Genomic DNA, 21,306 nt, shown 5'->3' with positions numbered 1-21,306 from the left:
TTCAATATACCATGCGCTTTCCTTTATAACAGCCGACATTGACATCGGTTTCATAAAGTTCGGAAAGGGTTTCCCGCGTCACAATTTTTTCCGTTACGCCTTTGTCGAAGATTTTTCCCTCTTTCAAAAGTATTATTTCGGAACAGCATTCCAGGACGGGGTTCAATTCATGGGCTATCAGGATAACTGTGGTCCCCAGCGTCCCGTTGATTATCTTCAGTATATTCATTATCAACTTCTGATGTTTTATATCAAGATAAGTCAGCGGTTCATCCATAACTAAAACATTTGTTCTCTGGCACAGCGCCCTTGCAAGAAAAACCATCTGCCTTTCCCCGCCGCTCAGATTATTAATCGCCTTATTCCTGAGCTCCCCGATTTCACATTTCAAAACAACCGAATCGATCTCGTCGTTATCCTTCCCTGTCAGCGAACCCCAGAATCCGGTATATGGATATCTTCCCATTGAAATATATTCTTCCACATCATAATCATAAATTATTTTTGACTCCTGGGGGACAACCGTTAATTCACGGGCATAGGACTTGCCGCTGAAAGAGCTGATATCCTTTCCCATATAAGATATTTTTCCCCCTGTTATTTTAATACTGTTACCCAAAGCGCGCACTAAAGTGCTTTTTCCCGAGCCGTTCGGACCCGCGACAACGGTAAACGCGCCTTTTTTTACGGAAAAAGATATATCGGATAAGACATCTGCAAAACCATATCCGGCCGATACAGATTCCAGTTTTAGCAATTCATTCATTGTTCATTTCTCGTCTTTATCAGCACAAAAATAAAGAAAGGGGCTCCGACCAGTGATGTAATTACGCCCACCGGCAGTTCCGCCGGGGCAAAAATCAGCCGGCAAAATATATCCGACAGGATAAGGAATATCGCCCCTATCAGGATTGAAAAACCGAAAAGATACCTTGTATCCGGGCCGAAAAGCTTTCTTGCGATATGCGGTATAACAAGCCCGACAAAACCTATCATGCCCACGCTTGAGACAACAGCGGCTGTAAGAATACCGGAAATAATAAAAAAATAGGTTTTTAAAAATTCCACATTAACCCCGACATAAGTCGCCATATCTTCGCCTAAAGATATTACATTCAGTTCTTTTAAGAAAGGCACTGACGCCAAAAGGCAGATAAATACGATACTGCCGGAAAATATCAATACCTTTGTCTCAAATAACTGAAAACTCCCGAGCAGCCACCATACAATCCCGTGCACCGCTTCGGTCCTGGAAGCATAAATCGTAAAAAGCAGCAGGCTTGATAAAAGCGCATTGATGGCTATGCCGGCAAGCACAAGGTTCTGGACGGACAGACGGCCCCTGAAGACAGCAAGCCTGTAAACCACGAATATTGATGCCATAGCTCCTATAAAAGCAAAAAACATAGGAACAGGCAGGATAAAAACATACATGTTTAAACCGGATATTATCGCCATAACAGCCCCTGTCGCGGAACCGGCCGAAATACCGAGAACATATGGGTCGGCAAGCGGATTTCTCAAAAGACACTGAAGAATAACACCTGCCGCGGCCAGGCCGCATGCCGTTATAACCGCCATCAAAGCTCTCATTAAACGAAGTTGGATTACAGGGTTATATTGTCCAAAAAAATGAGCATATGTGTCTTTAAAGCTTATAGTTACGGGTCCTATTGAAAGTGATACTATAAATAAGGATACCAGTAAGACCGTGAATAAAACGAAATAGATATTTTTATTTTTAGCGCGTTTTTTCATCATTATACTTTTTGACTTTCAGATATATCTGTCTCAGCCCATCGGCCAGTCTCGGCCCCGCCCTTACAAGTGTGTCCCGGTCGATGTCATTAAAAACATATCCGCTTTTTACCGCCGCTATGTTCTGCCATCCTTCCCTGGAAAGCATATCTTTATAATCACCGTGAAGTATTATTATAATATCAGGGTCATGCTTTATGATAACTTCCGAATTTATCCTGCAATATGCCCTGGGGTATTGCCCTGTTATATTGACCCCTCCCGATATCCTTATGATTTCGTTCAAAAAAGATTCTCCCGAAACGGTCATCAGGGGCCTGTCCCATATCTCCAGATATATTTTAGGGGTATAATTAAACTTTGAAGATCTGGATTTTACATCATCTACATCTTTCTTAATACGATTGACGCATTCTTCGGCATTACTCTCCATCCCGCATATCTCCCCTATTTTTTTATAAGCGTCAAACATACCATTCAGGTCGGACGGGAAGATTTCCACTGTTTTAAAGCCGAATTTTTTCAGATCCTCATTCAACTTGCTCTGTTCCAGGCCGGAAGTTATTATTACATCGGGATCCTTCGCAATGATAGACTCAACACACGGGAATGAAAAACTCCCCACTTTGGGTATTGTCCCCGAAGCAGGAGGATAATCGCATTCTTCGGTTATTCCGACGAGATATTTGTCGGCGCCGATATCGAATATTATTTCGTTCGCATCGGGAGCAAGGCAGACAATCCTGAAATCATCCGCCGCCGCGCCCCGGGATATGAAAACAGTGAAGGATAATATGCACAGACAATATAATCTCACCGGATATAACCCTGTTCTTTAAGGCGTTCTTTAGTTATGCGCCCGGTTTTTTTACCGGATAAATGTTTTTCAATATACTTAGATATTATATCCACCTCGACATTTACAAGGTCTCCGCGCCTAAGCATCCTGAGATTTGTTGAATCCCATGTGTGAGGGATAACATGCACGGAAAAACTGTTATTCCGGGGCCTGCATACGGTCAGGCTGACCCCGTTTACAGCGATTGAACCTTTGTCGGCTATATGAGCGCTTAATTCTTCGGGAACTTCAAAATAAATCTCCCGGCCGTTTTTTGAGCGTATTTCAACGACTTTCGCGCAGCCGTCTATATGGCCGGTAACCATATGCCCGTCAAAATATTTCCCCGGGGTGACGGCTTTTTCAAGATTTAAAAGATCGCCTTTTTTGCAGGATTTGAAAATCGTCCTGGATATTGTCTCCGCCGACAGTTCCGCGGCAAATCTGTTTTTACCGGCGGAAATGACCGTAAGACATGCTCCGTTAACGCTTATGCTGCTTCCCTGTTTAACGTCATCAAGAAAATTTTCGCCGCCGGTAATGACGGATATTACCGGATTTTTCACTTTTTTATCAATCTTTTCCACCGCGCCCAGCGAAGATATGATACCCGTAAACATCAGAATTTCCTCCAGCCGGAATTCAGCTCGCCCGTTAATACAAAATCCGGCCCGCACCTTTTAATATTGACTCCCTCGACTTTCACGGCATCCGAAACATTTCCGATGCCTTTTCCTTCAAATGATGTAATCGCGTCATGCCCGCCGATTAAAACAGGCGCTATGATATATATCACGCGGTCAACAAGGTTTTTTTCCAGCAGAGACGCCGCCAGGGCGCCTCCTGATTCAACCAATACGCTGTTTATTCCCATATGAAGCAGGTATTTCAAAAGAGCTTTCATGTCCATAAGCCCGGTTTTGTCTTTTTTGATTCTCACAGTTCCATGGCCCATAGATATGATTTTGCGGCCTTTTTTCCTGTCAGGGCCTGAGGAACCGGCTACTAATGTCTTTGCGTCATCATTTCTTAATACATTCGAGGTCAAAGGTATTTTATACCGGGAATCAACTATAATCCGCAAGGGCTGTTTTTTTGATTTAATATGCCTGACAGTCAAAAAAGGATTATCGGCAAGCACCGTATTGATTCCGGTCATTACAGCGTCATTCCGGCTCCTTAATATATGCGTCATTTTCCTCGAAGGAACCGAGGAAATCCATTTTGAATCCCCGGTTCTTGTCGCTATCTTCCCGTCAAGCGACTGGGCGAATTTTAAAGTAACAAACGGAAGCCTTTCTATGACCCTTTTGAAAAACGGCAGGTTTATCTCCCTCGCCTGTTCGGACAGCAACCCGTCAAAAACACTTACATTCTTTTTTCTCAATTTCTTATAACCTCTGCCGCAGTGAACCGGATTCGGATCTGTAATCGCGGAAAAAACCCTTTTTATGCCTGTTCTGATTATAGCTTCCGTGCACGGAGGCGTTCTTTTGTCCGTTGATGAACATGGTTCAAGCGTTACATATAAATCAGCGCCTCTCGCATCAGGCCCTGCCAGGCTGATTGCATTTGCCTCCGCATGCAAACCGCCGGGATATTTATGATATGACCTGGCAATCAACCTGTTGTTTTTGACCAGGACAGCGCCGACAGCCGGATTTGGAGCTGTCAGCCCGACCACTTTCCCCGCTTCTTCCAGGGCCATCAGCATCCATTTTTTCTGCATATCGGTAAAAACAGGCATAAAGTTAATCCATTAATAATGACTCGATAAAATCCCGCGGATCGAAACGGCTTAAATCATCAAGCGATTCGCCGAAAGAAATAAATTTAACAGGGAGTTTTTCCTCTTTTTCAATACGCAGCGTAATGCCTCCCTTTGCCGTCCCGTCCATTTTGGACAGGATTACCCCGGTTAAACGGAGGGTTTCATTGAATTTCGAAGCCTGAACGAGCCCGTTCTGGCCGGTTACGGCATCAAGGACAAGAAGGATTTCCGAAGGTTGTGAAATCCCGCATTTATTTACAGCGGATTTGATTTTTTTCATCTCTTCCATCAAATGCCCTTTTGTATGCTGGCGGCCTGCGGTATCAATCAGCAGAAAATCGCACTTTTTAGCATCGGCGGATTTACAGGCATCGAATGCCACGCTTGCAGGGTCGGCGCCGCCAAACCCTTTGATCAGGGGTATTTTCAGTTTTTCAGACCAGAATTCCAGTTGTTCGGTCGCGGCGGCTCTGAACGTATCGCAACCGGCCAGCATCACTGTCCTGTTTTCTTTGAGGAGATAATTAGCGATTTTCGCTATTGAACTCGTTTTCCCGCTGCCGTTAACCCCTACAAACATAATGACAGAGGTTCCGCCCGTCATATTTAAATTTCTCCTGTCATCATTTATCCCAAAATAAACAAGCAGCAATTCCTTAAGCTTCTTTTTAACGCTTTCTTCCCCCCTGAAAAATTCCCGTTCTTTCATTAAATCCCGTGCTATTGATTCACAAACGGCGGGGCCCGCGTCGGACTGCAGCAATAAACGTTCTATTTCCTCCAGCATCTCTCTTTCGGAGAGACCCTGTCTGAGGATCGTTTTAATGAGCGCGGAAATATTAAAACGGCTTTTGCCCATGGCTTTCTTCATTCTGGAGAAGATTCCCGTTATCATAGATAAGCCCTGTTTATTTTTTACATTTAGTTTTTTTCAGCATTTCAACAGCGGAATAACCGACTGTTTTCAACCCTACATATGAACGCGCGCTTTCCGGGCCGTGGAAATCGGAACCGCCCGTAACAATAAGCCCGTACTGTTCGGCAAGCCCGATATAAAAATCTTCCGCCGCGGGATTATTGTCGGGATGATAAATTTCAATGCCTTTGACGCCTGACCGGATAACCTTTTTCAGGACATGTTTTGACCTGACGGTTCCGGGATGAGCCAGGACAGGAACTCCGCCGGCATCTTTTATAAAGGAAATGCACTGCTCGGGAGAAAGTTTTTCCTTTTTTACATATGCCGGGCCTCCTTCACCTATAAATTTTCTGAACGCCCCGGAAATATTTTTAACATATCCCGACGAAACCAAAGCCCTCGCGATGTGGGGACGGCCTACTGATTGGGTACCCCCGGCTTTTATTATCTCTTCCGGGTTTAAACTGATACCGAGAGCCTTAAGCTTTTCTATCATCCGGTATATTCTTTCCACCCTTATGCCGCGCAGGCGCTTTAATTCCCTTTTCAGACTGCCGGAATTTAAATCGATAAAGTATCCCAGAATATGAATTTCATCATCTTCTGAATCAGCGCTGACTTCAACCGCGGGCACCACGTCAATGTTTTTCCCTTCAGCCGCATCCGCGGCCTGCGGGATCCCGTCGATTGTGTCATGGTCGGTTATGGCAATAGCCCTCAGCCGGGCGGAAATACCCATTTTTACAATTTCTTCGGGAGAGAATATCCCGTCGGAAAACCGGGTATGTATATGAAGATCGCAAATATCAGCCATTTTTATCTTTATTTATTATTAATTCTTTATGAATTTTATCGAGAATACCGTTTACGAACTTGCCTGAGTCTTTCGTGCTGAATTTTTTTGCTATATCTATCGCCTCGTTGATTGAAACAACCGGCGGGATATCTTCGACAAACAACATTTCGTAAATAGCAAACCGCAGTATATTCTTATCCAGTATGGCTATTCTGTTTAAATCCCAATTGTCGGCATACCGGACAATAATCGAATCAATCTTTTCCTTATTTTCCATTATACCCCTGTATATGCCCGAAACAAACAAACGGCTTTTTTCATCCAGCCTGGCAAACTCTTCGGAAACCAGATCGCCGGAATCACTGTTATCACAACCGGAGATCTCATTAGCATACAGGTTTTTTAGAATTATCTCTCTCGCTATCCTTCTGTTGCCCATATATTATCCCGTCATTTTATCTCTTCATAGAGATCTATCAATTCTATAGCCGTCAGCGCCGCGTCAAAGCCTTTGTTCCCTGATTTGGTCCCGGCGCGCTCAATGGCCTGTTCCAGAGAATCGGTTGTAACAACCCCGAATACTACGGGTATTTCCGATTCCATTGACAGGACAGATACGCCTTTTGATACTTCCTTGCACACATAATCAAAATGAGGCGTATCCCCTCTAATCACCGCTCCCAGGCAGATTATAGCATTATATTTTTTTCCCTTCGCTATTTTTTTTGCAACCGCCGGTATTTCGAAAGAACCCGGGACCCATACAATATCTATATCCTTCTCACCCGCTCCATGTCTTATAAGACAGTCACTGGCTCCCTCGATCAGCTTAGCGGTAATAAATTCATTGAACCTGCTTACAACCAGCGCGATTTTCTTTCCCGACGCATTAAGTTTACCACTGATAATCTTTCCCATTACACACCTCCGTTATCATTCTTTTATGTTCAGAAAATGGCCCATTCTGTTTTTCTTGGTAAGCAAATATTTCCTGTTATACCTGTTGACTTTACTGATTAACTGTTTTCTTCCCACAATTTTTATCCCGTATCCCTCCAGTCCCACGATTTTCCTCGGATTATTTGTCAATAGGATAATATTCCCCACCCCGATATCTTCAAGAATCTGGGCTCCGATGCCGTAATCACGAAGATCGTCTTCAAATCCCAATTTTATGTTGGCTTCCACTGTATCATATCCCTTGTCCTGCAATGAATAAGCTTTTAACTTGTTGATAAGGCCTATTCCCCGTCCTTCCTGCCTCATATACAGGATAACGCCTTTTTTCTCCTCCGCAATTTTCTGCATAGATTGTTCAAGCTGGCTTCCGCAATCACATCTCATGGATTTAAAAACATCCCCGGTTAAACATTCCGAATGGACTCTCACCAGTGTAGGAGCCGCCTTGTCAAATTTTCCCATTATAAGCGCGACGTGCTGCTGTCCATCTATACTGGATGAATACCCTATCATCTTAAAAATCCCGAATTTTGTAGGCAAATCGGTTTCAACCTCTTTTCTGATGAACTTTTCGGTCTTATGCCTGTGTTTGATAAGGTTTTCTATTGATGAGATTTTAAGTTTGTATTTTCCGGCGAATTTTTCAAGTTCAGGCAGCCTGGCCATGCTTCCGTCGGGATTTAAAATTTCACATATCACGCCGACTGTATTTAACCCCGCCAGCTTAAGGTAATCAACCGCAGCTTCTGTATGCCCCGCTCTTACAAGGACACCGCCCTCACGGGCTTTCAGAGGGAAAATATGGCCCGGCACTACAAAATCGGACGGGATGGATTTATCGTCTGCAAGTAACTTTATGGTTTTTGCGCGGTCAAAAGCGGATATGCCGGTAGAGACTCCGTTCCTGGCATCGACAGAAACCGTAAACGCCGTCTTATAAGTATCGGCATTTATTCTGACCATGGGATCCAGATTAAGTTTATCTATCCTGTCGGGTGACATAGGAACGCAAATGAGCCCTTTTCCGTGGGAGAGCATGAAATTTATAGTCTCAGGCGAGACCTTTTCGGCGGCCATTACCAGGTCACCCTCGTTTTCACGGTTCTCGTCATCGACAAGGATAACCATCCTGCCTTCTTTAAGCTCCGAAATAATCTCTTCGACACTGTTGAATTTCATATGGCCTTCTCTTTATATTAAATCCAAAAAACTTTAAAATTACCTAACCACAGATAACTCAGATAATCACAGATAAAAAGCAAAAAATATATAAATAGTTTAAAAATAAAAAACTATAATTCTTAAATTCTTTTTTTGTATTTATAATCTCTATCTGTGTGTTCTGTGTCATCTGTGGTTACTATCGCTCTTTTAGTATTTGTGTTGTTTCCGCCTATTATTTTTATTTTTTACTATCCTTAATCCTTTCAAAAAAAAAGCCCTGAAGCGGACTTCAGAGCGTAAGATATTTTAATAAAAACGCCTTCTTCCATCCGGACTTTAACCGTCGGCTCCGGAATCACACCGGATCAGTTCCCATGGGAACTCGCGGGCTTGCCTCGTTATAAGGTTTACCGCCGGCCGGGATTTACACCCTGCCCTGAAGACTCAACTATGTTATCACAATAATTCATTATGTCAATATCATAAATATATTTTGACTATTTATATAACTGTATTTATACTACACATAAATAATCATAATTCCGGTGGAGGTTATTATGGATGAAATATTAGAGATATTGGAGAAAGACGCAAGGACTACGCCCGAAGAAATCGCCAAAATGATAAAAAAAAGCGCGCAATATGTAAAAAAAGCGATTTCCGAATATGAAAAAAAAGGGATAATAATCAAATACAAGGCTGTCATAAACAAAGAGCTCCTGAAAGATGAGAGCTGCACGGATGTACTGGCATTGATAGAGGTGAACATCTCCCCCGAAAGAGGTTCGGGATTTGACAAGGTTGCGGAGAGAATATACAGTTTCCCCGAGGTAAAAAGCTGTTATCTGCTCTCCGGCGGATATGACCTCCTGTTGATAATAGCGGGAAAAAGCATACACACTATAGGTAATTTTGTGGCGGAAAAACTTTCAACGATAGAGCATGTGCGCGGGACCCAGACTCATTTCATATTAAAAAAGTATAAGGAAAGCGGAGATATCCTCCGCAGAACAATAAAAGACAAACGAATCGCTATTTCCATGTGAAAGTCACGGGTATGGTTAAAAAGATCTCAGATAAAGTCCGATTCTTAAAGCCTTCCGGCATCAGGGAATTCTTTGACCTGGTAATCGGAATGGACGATGTCATTTCCCTCGGCGTGGGTGAACCCGACTTTGCCACACCCTGGAATATAGTAGAATCAGCCATATACTCTTTTGAAAACGGATATACCTCTTACACATCCAATAAAGGCCTGTTTGAATTAAGAAATGAAATTTCAAAAAATATAAAGAAACGTTACGGGGTAAATTACGATCCCGAAACAGAAATACTGATTACTGTCGGAGTCAGCGAAGCAAACGACCTTGCAATGAGAGCTATTTTAAATAAAGGGGATGAGGTAATTATCCATGAACCCTGCTATGTCGCGTATGAACCGCTGATAACACTATCGGACGGGAAAGCGGTTATTATCAAAACTTCGGCCGAAAACGGTTTCAAACTGGTCCCCGGAGATATTAAAAACGTATTATCGGAAAAAACAAAAGCGATACTTTTTAATTATCCCTGCAACCCCACAGGGGCCTCTTATACAAAAAAAGAACTTACAGCCATAGCAAACACGCTTAAAAAGAGGGATATCATCGTTATAACCGATGAAATTTACGGGGATTTAACCTATGATTTTGAACATATCCCTCTCATCACATTGCCGGGAATGAAAGAGAAAACCCTATACCTTAACGGTTTTTCCAAAGCTTATTCCATGACCGGCTGGAGAATAGGATACGCATGCGGCCCGGAATGGCTGATTTCAGCAATGAATAAAATCCACCAATACACGATGTTGTGCGCTCCCATTACAGGCCAAATCGCTTCAATAGAGGCTTTAAAAAGAAGCTACGCCGCTGTCATAGAAATGAAAAACGAATATAGGAGAAGAAGAAATCTGTTTATTGGCGGCCTTAATGAAATAGGCCTTCAGGCCCATATGCCCGAAGGGGCGTTTTATTCCTTTGCGTCCATAAAGAAAACCGGTATGGACTCGAAGACATTTGCAAAAAAACTTCTCCATTCTGAAAAGGTAGCCGTTGTCCCCGGAACAGCTTTCGGCGACGGATATGAGGACTTCATAAGAATGTGCTATGCGACAAGCATAGATAAACTGAAAGAAGCTTTGCTGCGGATTGGAAGGTTTGTTAAAAAATCCGGAAAATAACGGCTTTATCAAGCGGATGCGATTTCCGGCTCTTTTCCCGCAAATTTAACCGATACGACTTTAGAAATCCCCTTTTCTTCCATGGTAATGCCGTACATGACATCGCTGATACCTATTGTTTTCTTATTATGCGTGATGATTATGAACTGTGTATTAACCGTAAAATCCTTTAAAAGGTTAACGAATCTCATGATATTTGATTCATCCAGGGGGGCATCTATTTCATCAAGGACGCAAAACGGGCTCGGCCTGACCTTAAAAAGGGCAAACATCAAAGCTATCGCGGTTAAAGCGGATTCGCCGCCGGACAATTGTGATATATGCCTGAGCTTTTTGCCGGGAGGCGTTGCCATCACATCTATACCCGCTTCCAGCACATCCCCTTCTCCGACAAAACATAAATCTGACTTGCCGCCGCCGAACAAAATATTGAAAGTCTCCCTGAAATTAGACCTTATTGATTCAAATGTTTCGGTAAAAAGTTTTCTGGTTGTAGCGTTAATCGTCCTTATAGCGGTGTGAAGCGACTCTTTCGCTTTAAGAAGATCTTCATGCTGCTCAGTTAAAAATTTCAGCCTCTCTTCAAGTTCTTCGCATTCCTCTATCGCGCCCAGGCTGACAGGCCCGATGGATTCTTTCTTCCTCTTTAATTCCGATATTCTCGTTTCCGTCTGGTCCCAGTCTGTCCCGCTGAAATCAAGATCATTATTGATGTCAAGGTCAGCCTTATATTCTTCCCAGATATTATCCTTTAAATTTTTCATGTTAAGTTTATATTCCGTAACCCTGACCTCGATATCCCTGCCCTCTTCCTGAAGCAGGCTCATGGAATTCCTTTTTTCAGATAATTTATCCTCCATCTGTTTTATCATCTCAGACAGGGAGTTTTTCTTCCCGAGGATATCCTGTTCCTCGGCATCGGACCGGCTCAACCCGTTTTCCGTGGATTTTATCTCTTCCGCGGATAATATATTTTCTTCGGCCAATTTTTCTGTTCTTTCCCCGGCCGCCGTTAATTCCATTTTTACACGGTCTAATCTTGATGTGTAATCTTCTTTGGCGGAAGCAATCGCTGCCGCCCTCTGGTTAATGGAATCTTCCCTGAACTTCAGTTCGTTCTGGGTAATTTTAAAAGAAGTAAGCTGTTCCATTATATCGTTTTTATTATCTTCCAGCCGGCTCATTTCCTGATCATAATCATCGATTGATTTTTTGATGCTGTCTGATTCCCTGGATGTTTGTTCCAGAGAAAGCTTTAATTCATTTCTTTCCTCAAGCACTTCCGCTTTTTCCGCCGATAAGAAATTTATTTCGGAATGCAGCCTTTCTTTATCCGAATTATACTGGGTTATCAGGCTTTGAAGACGGGCAATCTCAAAATTCATGTTTGCAAGATTAATCTCATTTTTATAAAGTTCTGAATTTATATCTTTGGAATGCCCGATGAGAAGCGAGGTCTCGGAGTCAACCTGTTCGTATGAAGAATCCAGAACGTTCAACTTTCCTTCAATATTTTTTATTTCATCCTGAAGGCGGAGGATCTGGGATTCCCTTGCTACAACCCCCTGCAGGGCGCTCTCATTTTCCCCTCCTGAAATCAGGCATCTGGAAGAAACATATTCACCTGATTTTGTGGCTATATCGCAGGGAAAATTATGCTTTTTGGAAGCCGCCAGCGCCGTATCAATATCATGGAAGACCACTACATCCCCGAGCAGGTAGTTTATTACATCATTATATCTTTGTTCAAATTTTACAAAATCAAGTATATGCCCTATAAAACCTTCTTCGTTCTGCAGCGCGGAAACATTGAACCTGTCAATGACTTTTGGATTATTAATTGCGACAAAAGTAGCTCTCCCCTTGGAATTCTTTTTAATATGCTCCAGCGCCCTGGAGCCCTCCTCTACTGAACCGCTGACAACAACCTGGGCGTTGGAACCCAGCGCAACTTCAAATGCCAGTTCAAAACCATTTTCCACCTGTATTATCTCGGATACCGGGCCGATAATACCTTCAAGAAGATTTGAATCCCTGGAGGCCCTGAGGATATCTTTCACGCCCTCATAAAAGCCCTCGTAGTTTTTCTTCAAATCCATCAATACTTCAAGTTTTGAACTTTTTTCCGCCTTCTGTTTCTGAAGGTTTATTCTGTCATGCTCGATCGAGCTTATCCGCTCCTGTTTTGAGGCCAGTTCAGATTCAAGATCCTGAATTTCCTTTTTGATTCTCTTTGTATGCTGCTGCTGCCTTTGCAAATCAGCCGCTTTGATTTTCAGGTCGCGGTTAACATTCTCTATTTTCGAATCAAGCTCGCCGGACTCAACCCTGAACCTTTTTTCCCTTAAAACAATATCCCTTTCCCTTTGGTCGATTACGATAATCCCGTTTTTGCACTTTGTGTTTAAACTCAATACCTCTATCGACTTTTCTTTTCTTTGCTTTATTTCGGATGTTTTTCCGTTAATCCCGGCATTTATTTTCGTCAGATTCTCTGAAGCCGAGTTGACTTTTCCGTTAATATCATTTATCTGAAGCGTAATCTGCCGGATATCATCGCAAACATTTTTTTCCTTTTCTTCAAGCTCGCCGGCTTTTTTCTCAAGATCAGCCAGTTCGGCTTTTTTAAGCTCTGAATTCTTCCTTATTTCTTCCATTCTCTCTTTGTTATAAGCCACTTTGGTCTTGAGATTTTCATTCCTTTTCGACAATTCGAATTTATTTTCCCTTATTTCGCTTATTTTCGAGAGGATGCCGTCAAGTTCAATCCTGCTTTTATTTATATCTTTTTCCACAGATGACAATTCTTCATGTAATTGCTTTTCATTCTCGTCATAATTTAAGGATTTTTCCTTTAATACGGTAAAAGCTTCTTTCATTTCGCCGTATTTATAAGCCGCTGTTTTTACCTCAAGTTCTCTCAGTTCATCATCAACATCTTTATACTTCTGAGCTTTCGTGGCCTGCCGTTTAACCGAATTTATCTGTCTTTTAACTTCGCTTATAATATCTCCGAGCCTTAATAAATTGGATTCCGTATATTCAAGTTTTCTTAAAGCTTCATTTTTTTTGCTCTTATATTTAGTTATTCCCGCGGCTTCTTCAAAAAGATAGCGTCTTTCCTCCGGTTTCGACTTTAATATTTCATCCATTCTGCCCTGGCCCATTACAGAATAGGCGCTGAGTCCCAGTCCCGTGCCCATTATCAATTCATTAATATCTTTAAGCCTGCAGATATTGTTATTTATCAGGTATTCGCTTTCTCCCGAGCGGAATAATCTTCTTGTTACGGTGATTTCATTATATCCCAGCTCCATGGTTGAATCGGCATCGCCCAGTGTTAAAGACACCTCCGAGAGACCGACAGGTTTTCTTTCAGCCGTGCCGTCGAAAATAATATCTTCCATTTTTGAGCCGCGAAGCGACTTGGCGCTCTGTTCACCCAGAACCCATTGTATTGCATCGGATATATTGCTTTTTCCGCAGCCGTTAGGCCCGACAACAGCTGTTGTTCCGGGCTCAAAATTAAGAACGGTTTTATCGGCAAAAGATTTAAAGCCTGACAATTCAAGACGTTTAAAATACATTATTATTACCTCCGGATACTATTAGAGCAATTTTTTAAAAAATACTATATATTGGAGGAATAATCAAGTAAAAATACCATATTTTGTGGAGTACAAGCAACGGACAGGAACGGAATTATATTAAACTTTAAAGACTTTTTAACCACAGATAACACAGAACACACAGATAAGAACCAAAAATACACAAATAACTTAAATTTTTTTAACCACGGATATTTACATATTTACCCGCCTTAGGCGGAGATGACACACCTGCCTGCGGCAGACAGGGATTTACACAGATAGAGAACAGGAGCTTATCAACACTTAAAAATTAAAATCTGTTTGTAATTTTAGTTATTTGAAATTAAATATTGTTTTGAATTTTGATATTAGGATTTAGAGTTTTAGTTTTAAAAATCTGTGATTATCTGTGTGCTCTGTGGTTTCAAATCTTTTTTGCTGCTGAACTGTTGAACTACTTAACTACTTTTTCAGGACTTTCTTAAAGGCTTCGGTCAATTTCGGAAGGATTTCAAATATATCTCCGACAACACCATATGTCGCTATTTCGAATATAGGAGCATTCGGGTCTTTATTAATCGCTATTATACAATCGGATGACTGCATACCCACTTTATGCTGTATAGCTCCGGAAATCCCGCAGGCAATGTATATTTTGGAACAGACTGTCTTACCCGTTTGCCCTACCTGATGTGAATAAGGAATCCAGCCGGCATCAACAGCCGCCCTGCTTGCCCCTACGGCTCCGCCGAGCGCTTTTGCAAGTTCTTCAATCAAATGGAAATTTTCCGGGCCTTTTAACCCCCTGCCTCCGGAGACGATTATGTCAGCCTCAGCAAGATTTAACGTAGACTCTATTTCTTCAACAAGTTTCAGGACTCTGGTCCTGGATTTTAAATCTGCCTCACGCGGCTTTACGGTGATTATATCGCCTTTTCTGGATGGGTCAGGCTCAAGCTCTTTCATTACCTTATGTCTTACGGTAGCCATCTGAGGCCGGTAATCCCTGCATAGTATAGTGGCCATGATATTCCCGCCGAAAGCAGGCCTTGTCTGTAACAGTAAGCCCGAGTCCGGATCTACCGCAAGAGAAGTGCAGTCAGCCGTCAAACCGGTTCTTATCTGCACCGCAACCCTGGGAATCAAAGCCCTGCCTATTGCCGTCGCGCCCGTAAGAACGATTTCGGGTTTCTCTTTTCGTATGAGGTCAGCCAGTATCCTGGAATATGGTTCATCATTAAAATATTCCAGGTCTTTATGTTCCGCCACATATACCTTATCCGCTCCGCGCTCAACAAGTTTTTCCGCCTGTTTGCGGATATCTTTGCCGATCAGCACAGCGGCCAATTTTGAATTTCTGTCATCCGCAAGTTTCCTGCCGGCGCCCAGCAGTTCATATGAAACAGATTGTATTTCGCCTTTTTTCTGTTCTGCCACAACCCATACATTCTTATACGCCGCTAAATCCCTGACCGCATCTTCATGGTGAACCCTCATGATTATCGCGTCAAATTTGCAGGATTCAACGCATGCGCCGCACAGCGTGCATTTTTCTTCGTCAATATAAGCTATTTTATCCCGCATTGAAATAGCGTTGTAAGGACACGCCTTAATACATGCGCCGCATCCCACACACTTTTCAATCTCAATCTCGATTCCCATCTAGATACACCCTCTCAAAATTAAAATCTTTACTATTAAAAAACAAAAACTTAAAAACTTTCTTAACCACAGATTACACAGAACACACAGATAAAAAATACAGAAAAACTGAAATTATAAAAACACAAAAAATTTAAAAGCTTTTTTAAACCACAGATAACTCAGATAATCACAGATAAAACTATTTTAATTTTTATTATATAATTTTATTTTTTTCTCTTATTTTTTTCCATCCCCGCCTAAGGCGGGTAAATGTGGTTACTATTATTTTTTAACTCTTTTATCAAATAAGATTATCCTGTAATTCGGATATTAATTTAGCGACCACTTCATCAGCGCTGCCCTCAAACATTTTTCCGCCTTCTTTTTTGGGAGGCGTAAATATTTTCATGACCCATGTAGGAGACCCGTCCAGCCCTATTCTGGTTTTATCTATACCGAGGTCTTCGGACGTAATTATTTTAATTTCAGTTTTTTTTGCTTTCATCTTGCCTTTTAACGACGGCAGGCGCGGTTCATTTATCTCTTTTACGACTGTAATTAAAACCGGCAGGGTCGACTCGACTACTTCATATCCTTCTTCGACCATCCTCTCAGCAAGTATTTTCCCGTCATTTACGGACTCTATCTTCTTTACATAGGTGATTTGAGGAATATCCAGATGGGCTGCGATACCCGGACCCACCTGCGCCGTATCCCCGTCAATAGCCTGTTTGCCGCATATTATCACGTCAAAACCCGTTTTCCTGATTCCCTCCGACAGAGCCAATGATGTGGCCAGCGTATCTGAACCGGCAAATGCCCTGTCGCTCATTAACACTGCTTCATCGGCGCCCAGGGATATCGCTTCCCTCAGGGCATTTTCAACCTGTTTAGGCCCCATGCTTATTACTGTTACCTTCCCCCCGAATTTCTCTTTAAGCCTGACGCCCTCTTCTATGGCGTATAAATCAAAAGGATTTATTATGCTTGCAACACCTTCCCTGATAAGCGTATTGGTCTTAGGGTCAATTCTCACTTCAGTTGTATCGGGAACCTGTTTTATGCAAACCACTATATTCATTCTAAAGATGCCCCTTCTTTAATCAAATTCATTGCGATAATGCCGCGTTGTATCTGATTGGTCCCTTCGTATATCTGTGTGATCTTGGCGTCTCTCATCATTTTCTCAACGGGATATTCCTTCATATAACCGCTTCCGCCCAATATCTGAACGGCGTCTGTAGTCACTTCCATCGCTACATCCGAAGCGTACATTTTGGCCATAGCGGATATTTTCGAGACATTTTTATTTCCCGAATCAACTTCTCTTGCGGCCTGATACACCAATGTTCTGGCGGCTTCGACCTTTGTCGCCATATCGGCAAGCATAAACTGAACGCCCTGAAAAGACGCTATGGGTTTTTCAAACTGGATCCTTTGCCTGGAAAATTTAACAGCTTCATCCAGCGCTCCCTGGGCTATCCCCAGCGCCTGGGCAGCGACACCGGGCCTCGATTTGTCGAAGGTTTTCATCGCAACCATAAAACCCGCGCCTTCCCGCCCGAGGATATTTTCTTTGGGAATCCTGCAGTCTTCAAAAACAAGTTCCCTGGTTACCGACGCGCGAATCCCCATTTTATTTTCTTTTTTTCCGAAGGAAAAGCCTTCAGTCCCTTTTTCCACTATAAAAGCGGATAATCCCCTTGCTCCTTTTGCCTTATTGGTAGACGCTATGATTGAATATATTTCAGCTTCACCGCCGTTTGTAATCCACTGTTTTGTCCCGTTAAGAATATAATAATCCCCTTTTTTCACGGCTGTTGTCTGTATGCCTCCCACATCGCTTCCCGCATTTGATTCCGTAAGGCCGAAAGCGGCAAGTTTTTTTCCTGAAGCGATATCGGGAAGATATTTTTTCTTTTGCTGTTCCGAGCCGTATAAAAGCAAAGGGTATGTTCCAAGACCTGTCGCGGCAAAAGCAAGGGCGATTCCCCCGCAATACTTACTTAACGTCTCTGTCGCAATACACATATCAAGGCAGCCCCCGCCCATCCCGCCGTATTCCTCGGCCAGATAAACCCCGAATATGTCTGACTCCGACAGGATCTTAACTATATCCCAGGGAAACTCTCCCGTTTCATCATATTTTTCCCTTACAGGAACAATTTTTTCTTTTCCGATCTTATCGCATATTTCCTGTATCATTAATTGTTCTTCTGTAAATCCGTAATTCATTTTTTCCTCCTAAGGGCTTTTTCAAAACAGCTAAAAACGACAGGTATACTGATTATATCTTATTGCTTTAGAAGATTTAAAACCTTCATCAACACTAAAAATCATTCAAATTTCTTTAAAGCTAATGTTGCGTTATGCCCTCCGAATCCCAAAGAATTGGATAAGGCGGCCTTAACTTTTGCTTCCCTGGCATAATTAGGAACATAATCAAGGTCACATTCCGGGTCGGGATTTTCATAGTTTATCGTAGGCGGTATTATACTGTTCTTGATTGTCAGGGCGGTGGCGATCAATTCAACCGCGCCGGCCGCTCCCAGCAGGTGGCCGGTCATTGATTTTATGGAGCTTACCGCAAGTTTTTTTGCATGATCTCCGAAAACCGATTTAATTGCGAGGGTTTCGCATTTGTCATTAAGCTTTGTTGACGTGCCGTGGGCATTTATATAACTGTAATCTTCCAGGGGCAACCCGGATTTTTTTATAGCCATTTTCAAAGCTCTGGCGCCTCCGGCTCCGAGAGGATCCGGGGCCGTAATATGATAACCGTCTCCCGAAAGTCCGTAACCGGTCATTTCACAATATATATTGGCTCCTCTTTTTTTTGCGTGTTCAAGCTCTTCAAGCACAACGATTCCGGCGCCTTCCGACATAATAAAACCATCTCTGTCTCTGTCAAAAGGACGGCTCGCTCTTTCCGGCTCATCATTTCTTGTCGAAAGGGCTTTCATCGCGCAAAAGCCGCCGAATCCCAGAACAGTCAAAGCCCCTTCCGTGCCCCCCGCAAACATGGCATCCGCATCGCCGTCCCTAATCGCCCTCCACGCTTCTCCTATAGAATGCGCGGCGCTGGCGCAAGCAGTTACAACACATAAATTCGGGCCTTTTGCGCCGATACTTATCGAAACCTGCCCTGCGGCAATATTAGTTATCAGCATGGGAATCAAAAACGGAGATAACCTGTTCGGTCCCTTTTCAACATATCTCGTATGCTGCTCCTGCATCGTCTGGATACCGCCGATACCCGAACCGACGTAAACGCCTATTTTGGTCGGATCTTCATTATTCATATCAATGCCGGAATCATCCAGCGCCATCTTAGCGGTCGCGACGGCAAAAGCGACAAATTTTTCCGTTTTCCTGAGGTCTTTCGGATTAATGTATTTTGACGCGTCGAAATTCTTTACTTCGCCGGCAATGTGCGAGTTGAAGTCAGAAGGGTCAAAGTATGTCAGGCGGGAAATACCGCTTTTACCATGAATCAGAGCATCCCAGTATTCCTGCAGATTACCGCCGTTCGGCGATATGACTCCCAAGCCTGTTATTACTACTCTTTTATGTGACATCGGAAATTACATCCTTTTGATATTAACAACAGGGCATTCCATGTAACAACCAGTGAAATGCCCTATTTAAAGAATAATTTTACTGCTGATGGTCTTCGATATATTTGATTACGTTGCCGACTGTCTTAAGTTTTTCCGCTTCTTCATCCGGTATGTCGGCATTGAATTCTTCTTCAAGGGCCATAACCAACTCTACCGTATCAAGAGAATCAGCGCCCAGATCATCTATAAACGAAGCTTCATTAGTTACTTCTTCAGCATTGACTCCCAACTGCTCAACTATTATTTTTTTTACTCTCTCGGCAACAGATGACATCTTATTTCCTCCTTTTTGAAAACATTTTATGCCATTACCATTCCGCCATCAACAATAACAACCTGGCCTGTAACATATGACGATAAATCAGAAGATAAAAATAATACTACATTTGCCACATCCCCGGGTTTGCCAAAATAACCGAGAGGTATAGCTTTTAACATTTGCCGCTTAACATCTTCAGAAAGAACATCGGTCATCCTGGTCTGGATAAATCCGGGAGCAACGGCATTTACATTAATGCCTCTCGATGCCATTTCTCTGGCTGCCGTTTTTGTCAAAGCGATAACTCCGGCTTTTGACGCCGCATAATTAGCCTGCCCGGCATTGCCGACCAAGCCAATTATAGAAGCTATATTGACGATTTTACCTGATCTTTGCTTCAACATAGGGCGACAGACAGACTTCGTGAAATTAAATACGCCCTTCAAGTTAACGCTGATGACAAGATCCCAATCTTCTTCTTTCATCCTCATCATTAAAGAATCTCTTGTCAAGCCAGCATTGTTAATGAGTATATCCACTTTACCTGCATTGTCAAGAATTTTGTTGACAGTTTCATCGACACTTGCAAAGTCGGATACATTACATTTATACGCATATGATTTTCTGCCCAAATCCGCTATTTCAGCGGCTGTTTTTTTCAGGCTTTCTTCATCTATATCGCATAAAGCAATGTCTGCCCCTTCGCCGGCTAATCTCAACGCTATTTCTTTACCTATACCCTGCGCGGCGCCGGTCACTATCGCAGTCTTATCTTTCAATAACATAATCCTGAACCCCCTTATTCACACCCTGGCTTTTAAAGATTCCAGATCTTCCTTTTTCTCAATAACAATACATGTTTTTGACGCATCAATTCTTTTAATCAGTCCCGTAAGCACTTTTCCGCAGCCGGGCTCGAAAAACAGGCCGCAGCCCTCTTTGATAATCGATTCAACGCATTTTTGCCATAGCACAGGAGAGGTGACCTGCTCTGAGAGAAGAGCCTTTATATCATCTGTTTCAGAATAAAATGTTCCGAGGACATTAGACGCGCATTTAACGGAGGGCCTGTTGATTACAACAGCTTCCAATTCTTTTTTCAGTTTGCTTTTGGCCGATTCCATCAAGGGGGAATGATATGCCCCCGCTACTTTCAGTTCGATTATCTTCCTTATTCCGGCGGCCTTTGCAAGTTCTATAGCTTTATAAACGGCCTTTTTTTCCCCCGAAATCACGATCTGGCCGGGGCAATTCATATTCGCTACGGAAATAACCCCTTCACAAGCCGCTTCACGCACAAACTCATTTACTTTATTTTCATCGCTTCCTATAACGGAAGCCATTGTTCCCTCCGTTTCTTCACATGCCTCCTGCATAAACCTGCCTCTTTTATGAACGAGAGAAATAGCATCCTCAAATAGAAGCGCCCCCGAACACACAAGACCCGAATACTCTCCAAGGCTTAATCCGCCGCAGAAAGAAGGAATAATCCCGTAATCATCTTTCAAAACCGCCATTGCCGCCGCAGAACACGTCAAAATGGCAGGCTGGCATATATCGGTTTTCAGTATCTCTTCTCCGGGTCCGTCAAAACAAAGTGTTTTAAGGCCGAACCCCAGAATATCCTCAGCCTTATTAAAAATACGCCGGGCAGACTCATAGTTTTCATAAAGACTTTTACCCATACCCGCGTATTGGGAACCCTGGCCCGGAAAAATAAAAGAAATAATTCTCACTTAAATAACCCCGAATATAATTAAAACAGA

The 21,306-nt window shown here is 42.8% G+C and carries 20 protein-coding genes and 1 riboswitch; of the genes, 2 read left to right on the top strand and 18 right to left on the bottom strand.

What is annotated here, in order from left to right; genetic code table 11:
• Window position 1 precedes the first annotated feature (1 nt).
• From M0R36_08765 to M0R36_08720, 10 genes are read right to left on the bottom strand one after another with little or no spacing between them, the layout of a single operon-like run.
• Window positions 2-766 carry an ABC transporter ATP-binding protein gene (locus M0R36_08765; GenBank protein ID MCK9555887.1) on the bottom strand — a complete coding sequence of 255 codons (765 nt, stop codon included), beginning with the start codon at window positions 764-766 and terminating at the stop codon, window positions 2-4.
• Window positions 763-1,758, bottom strand: a complete 996-nt coding sequence (locus M0R36_08760) for an iron ABC transporter permease (GenBank protein ID MCK9555886.1) — start codon at window positions 1,756-1,758, stop codon at window positions 763-765. The genes M0R36_08765 and M0R36_08760 overlap by 4 nt, the downstream gene beginning before the upstream one ends.
• Complete coding sequence (locus M0R36_08755) at window positions 1,742-2,575, bottom strand: helical backbone metal receptor (protein ID MCK9555885.1); 834 nt, start codon at window positions 2,573-2,575, stop codon at window positions 1,742-1,744. The genes M0R36_08760 and M0R36_08755 overlap by 17 nt, the downstream gene beginning before the upstream one ends.
• Complete coding sequence (locus M0R36_08750; protein ID MCK9555884.1) at window positions 2,572-3,216, bottom strand: riboflavin synthase; 645 nt, start codon at window positions 3,214-3,216, stop codon at window positions 2,572-2,574. The genes M0R36_08755 and M0R36_08750 overlap by 4 nt, the downstream gene beginning before the upstream one ends.
• The gene (gene ribD / locus M0R36_08745; protein MCK9555883.1) at window positions 3,216-4,343 is read right to left on the bottom strand and encodes a bifunctional diaminohydroxyphosphoribosylaminopyrimidine deaminase/5-amino-6-(5-phosphoribosylamino)uracil reductase RibD; all 1,128 of its coding nucleotides are present in this window, start codon (window positions 4,341-4,343) and stop codon (window positions 3,216-3,218) included. Before ribD ends, M0R36_08750 begins: the two co-directional genes overlap by 1 nt.
• A 4-nt stretch (window positions 4,344-4,347) precedes the next feature.
• Window positions 4,348-5,262 carry a signal recognition particle-docking protein FtsY gene (gene ftsY, locus M0R36_08740; protein ID MCK9555882.1) on the bottom strand — a complete coding sequence of 305 codons (915 nt, stop codon included), beginning with the start codon at window positions 5,260-5,262 and terminating at the stop codon, window positions 4,348-4,350.
• Window positions 5,263-5,275: 13 nt separating this feature from the next.
• Window positions 5,276-6,100 (bottom strand): PHP domain-containing protein, encoded by an 825-nt coding sequence (locus M0R36_08735; protein MCK9555881.1) that lies wholly within the window; start codon window positions 6,098-6,100, stop codon window positions 5,276-5,278.
• On the bottom strand, window positions 6,093-6,521 hold the full coding sequence (nusB, locus tag M0R36_08730; protein MCK9555880.1) for a transcription antitermination factor NusB: 429 nt from the start codon (window positions 6,519-6,521) through the stop codon (window positions 6,093-6,095). Before nusB ends, M0R36_08735 begins: the two co-directional genes overlap by 8 nt.
• 11 nt (window positions 6,522-6,532) lie before the next feature.
• The gene (gene ribE / locus M0R36_08725) at window positions 6,533-7,000 is read right to left on the bottom strand and encodes a 6,7-dimethyl-8-ribityllumazine synthase (protein MCK9555879.1); all 468 of its coding nucleotides are present in this window, start codon (window positions 6,998-7,000) and stop codon (window positions 6,533-6,535) included.
• A gap of 15 nt (window positions 7,001-7,015) precedes the next feature.
• Complete coding sequence (locus M0R36_08720) at window positions 7,016-8,221, bottom strand: bifunctional 3,4-dihydroxy-2-butanone-4-phosphate synthase/GTP cyclohydrolase II (protein MCK9555878.1); 1,206 nt, start codon at window positions 8,219-8,221, stop codon at window positions 7,016-7,018.
• 298 nt (window positions 8,222-8,519) lie between these two features.
• A riboswitch (FMN riboswitch) is annotated at window positions 8,520-8,654 on the bottom strand.
• Between the two features lie 109 nt (window positions 8,655-8,763).
• Here M0R36_08720 and M0R36_08715 point away from each other — a divergent pair.
• Both M0R36_08715 and M0R36_08710 read left to right on the top strand, forming a co-directional pair.
• Window positions 8,764-9,252 carry an Lrp/AsnC family transcriptional regulator gene (locus tag M0R36_08715; protein MCK9555877.1) on the top strand — a complete coding sequence of 163 codons (489 nt, stop codon included), beginning with the start codon at window positions 8,764-8,766 and terminating at the stop codon, window positions 9,250-9,252.
• 11 nt (window positions 9,253-9,263) lie between these two features.
• Window positions 9,264-10,427 (top strand): aminotransferase class I/II-fold pyridoxal phosphate-dependent enzyme, encoded by a 1,164-nt coding sequence (locus tag M0R36_08710; GenBank protein ID MCK9555876.1) that lies wholly within the window; start codon window positions 9,264-9,266, stop codon window positions 10,425-10,427.
• Window positions 10,428-10,435: 8 nt separating this feature from the next.
• On the opposite strand, the gene smc is transcribed toward M0R36_08710, so the two are convergent.
• The 8 genes from smc to fabD all read right to left on the bottom strand — a co-directional run bounded on the left by smc (window position 10,436) and on the right by fabD (window position 21,225).
• Window positions 10,436-14,014 (bottom strand): chromosome segregation protein SMC, encoded by a 3,579-nt coding sequence (smc, locus tag M0R36_08705; protein MCK9555875.1) that lies wholly within the window; start codon window positions 14,012-14,014, stop codon window positions 10,436-10,438.
• Window positions 14,015-14,479: 465 nt separating this feature from the next.
• Window positions 14,480-15,679 carry an electron transfer flavoprotein subunit alpha gene (locus tag M0R36_08700; protein MCK9555874.1) on the bottom strand — a complete coding sequence of 400 codons (1,200 nt, stop codon included), beginning with the start codon at window positions 15,677-15,679 and terminating at the stop codon, window positions 14,480-14,482.
• A 283-nt stretch (window positions 15,680-15,962) separates the two neighbouring features.
• The gene (locus M0R36_08695; GenBank protein MCK9555873.1) at window positions 15,963-16,742 is read right to left on the bottom strand and encodes an electron transfer flavoprotein subunit beta/FixA family protein; all 780 of its coding nucleotides are present in this window, start codon (window positions 16,740-16,742) and stop codon (window positions 15,963-15,965) included.
• Window positions 16,739-17,896 (bottom strand): acyl-CoA dehydrogenase family protein, encoded by a 1,158-nt coding sequence (locus M0R36_08690; GenBank protein ID MCK9555872.1) that lies wholly within the window; start codon window positions 17,894-17,896, stop codon window positions 16,739-16,741. Before M0R36_08690 ends, M0R36_08695 begins: the two co-directional genes overlap by 4 nt.
• Window positions 17,897-17,997: 101 nt before the next feature.
• Entirely contained in the window at window positions 17,998-19,239 is a 1,242-nt protein-coding gene (gene fabF / locus M0R36_08685) for a beta-ketoacyl-ACP synthase II (protein ID MCK9555871.1), read from the bottom strand.
• Between the two features lie 79 nt (window positions 19,240-19,318).
• Complete coding sequence (gene acpP, locus M0R36_08680) at window positions 19,319-19,555, bottom strand: acyl carrier protein (GenBank protein ID MCK9555870.1); 237 nt, start codon at window positions 19,553-19,555, stop codon at window positions 19,319-19,321.
• 26 nt (window positions 19,556-19,581) lie between these two features.
• A complete protein-coding gene (gene fabG, locus M0R36_08675) occupies window positions 19,582-20,325 on the bottom strand; it encodes a 3-oxoacyl-[acyl-carrier-protein] reductase (GenBank protein MCK9555869.1) in 744 nt (247 codons plus the stop codon).
• An 18-nt stretch (window positions 20,326-20,343) separates the two neighbouring features.
• The gene (gene fabD / locus M0R36_08670) at window positions 20,344-21,225 is read right to left on the bottom strand and encodes an ACP S-malonyltransferase (protein MCK9555868.1); all 882 of its coding nucleotides are present in this window, start codon (window positions 21,223-21,225) and stop codon (window positions 20,344-20,346) included.
• Between the last annotated feature and the right edge of the window lie 81 nt (window positions 21,226-21,306).

Source organism: bacterium (assembly GCA_023228325.1).
Lineage (GTDB): Bacteria > Auribacterota > UBA6266 > UBA6266 > UBA6266 > UBA6266.
This window is presented reverse-complemented; position numbering and strand designations above follow the sequence as displayed.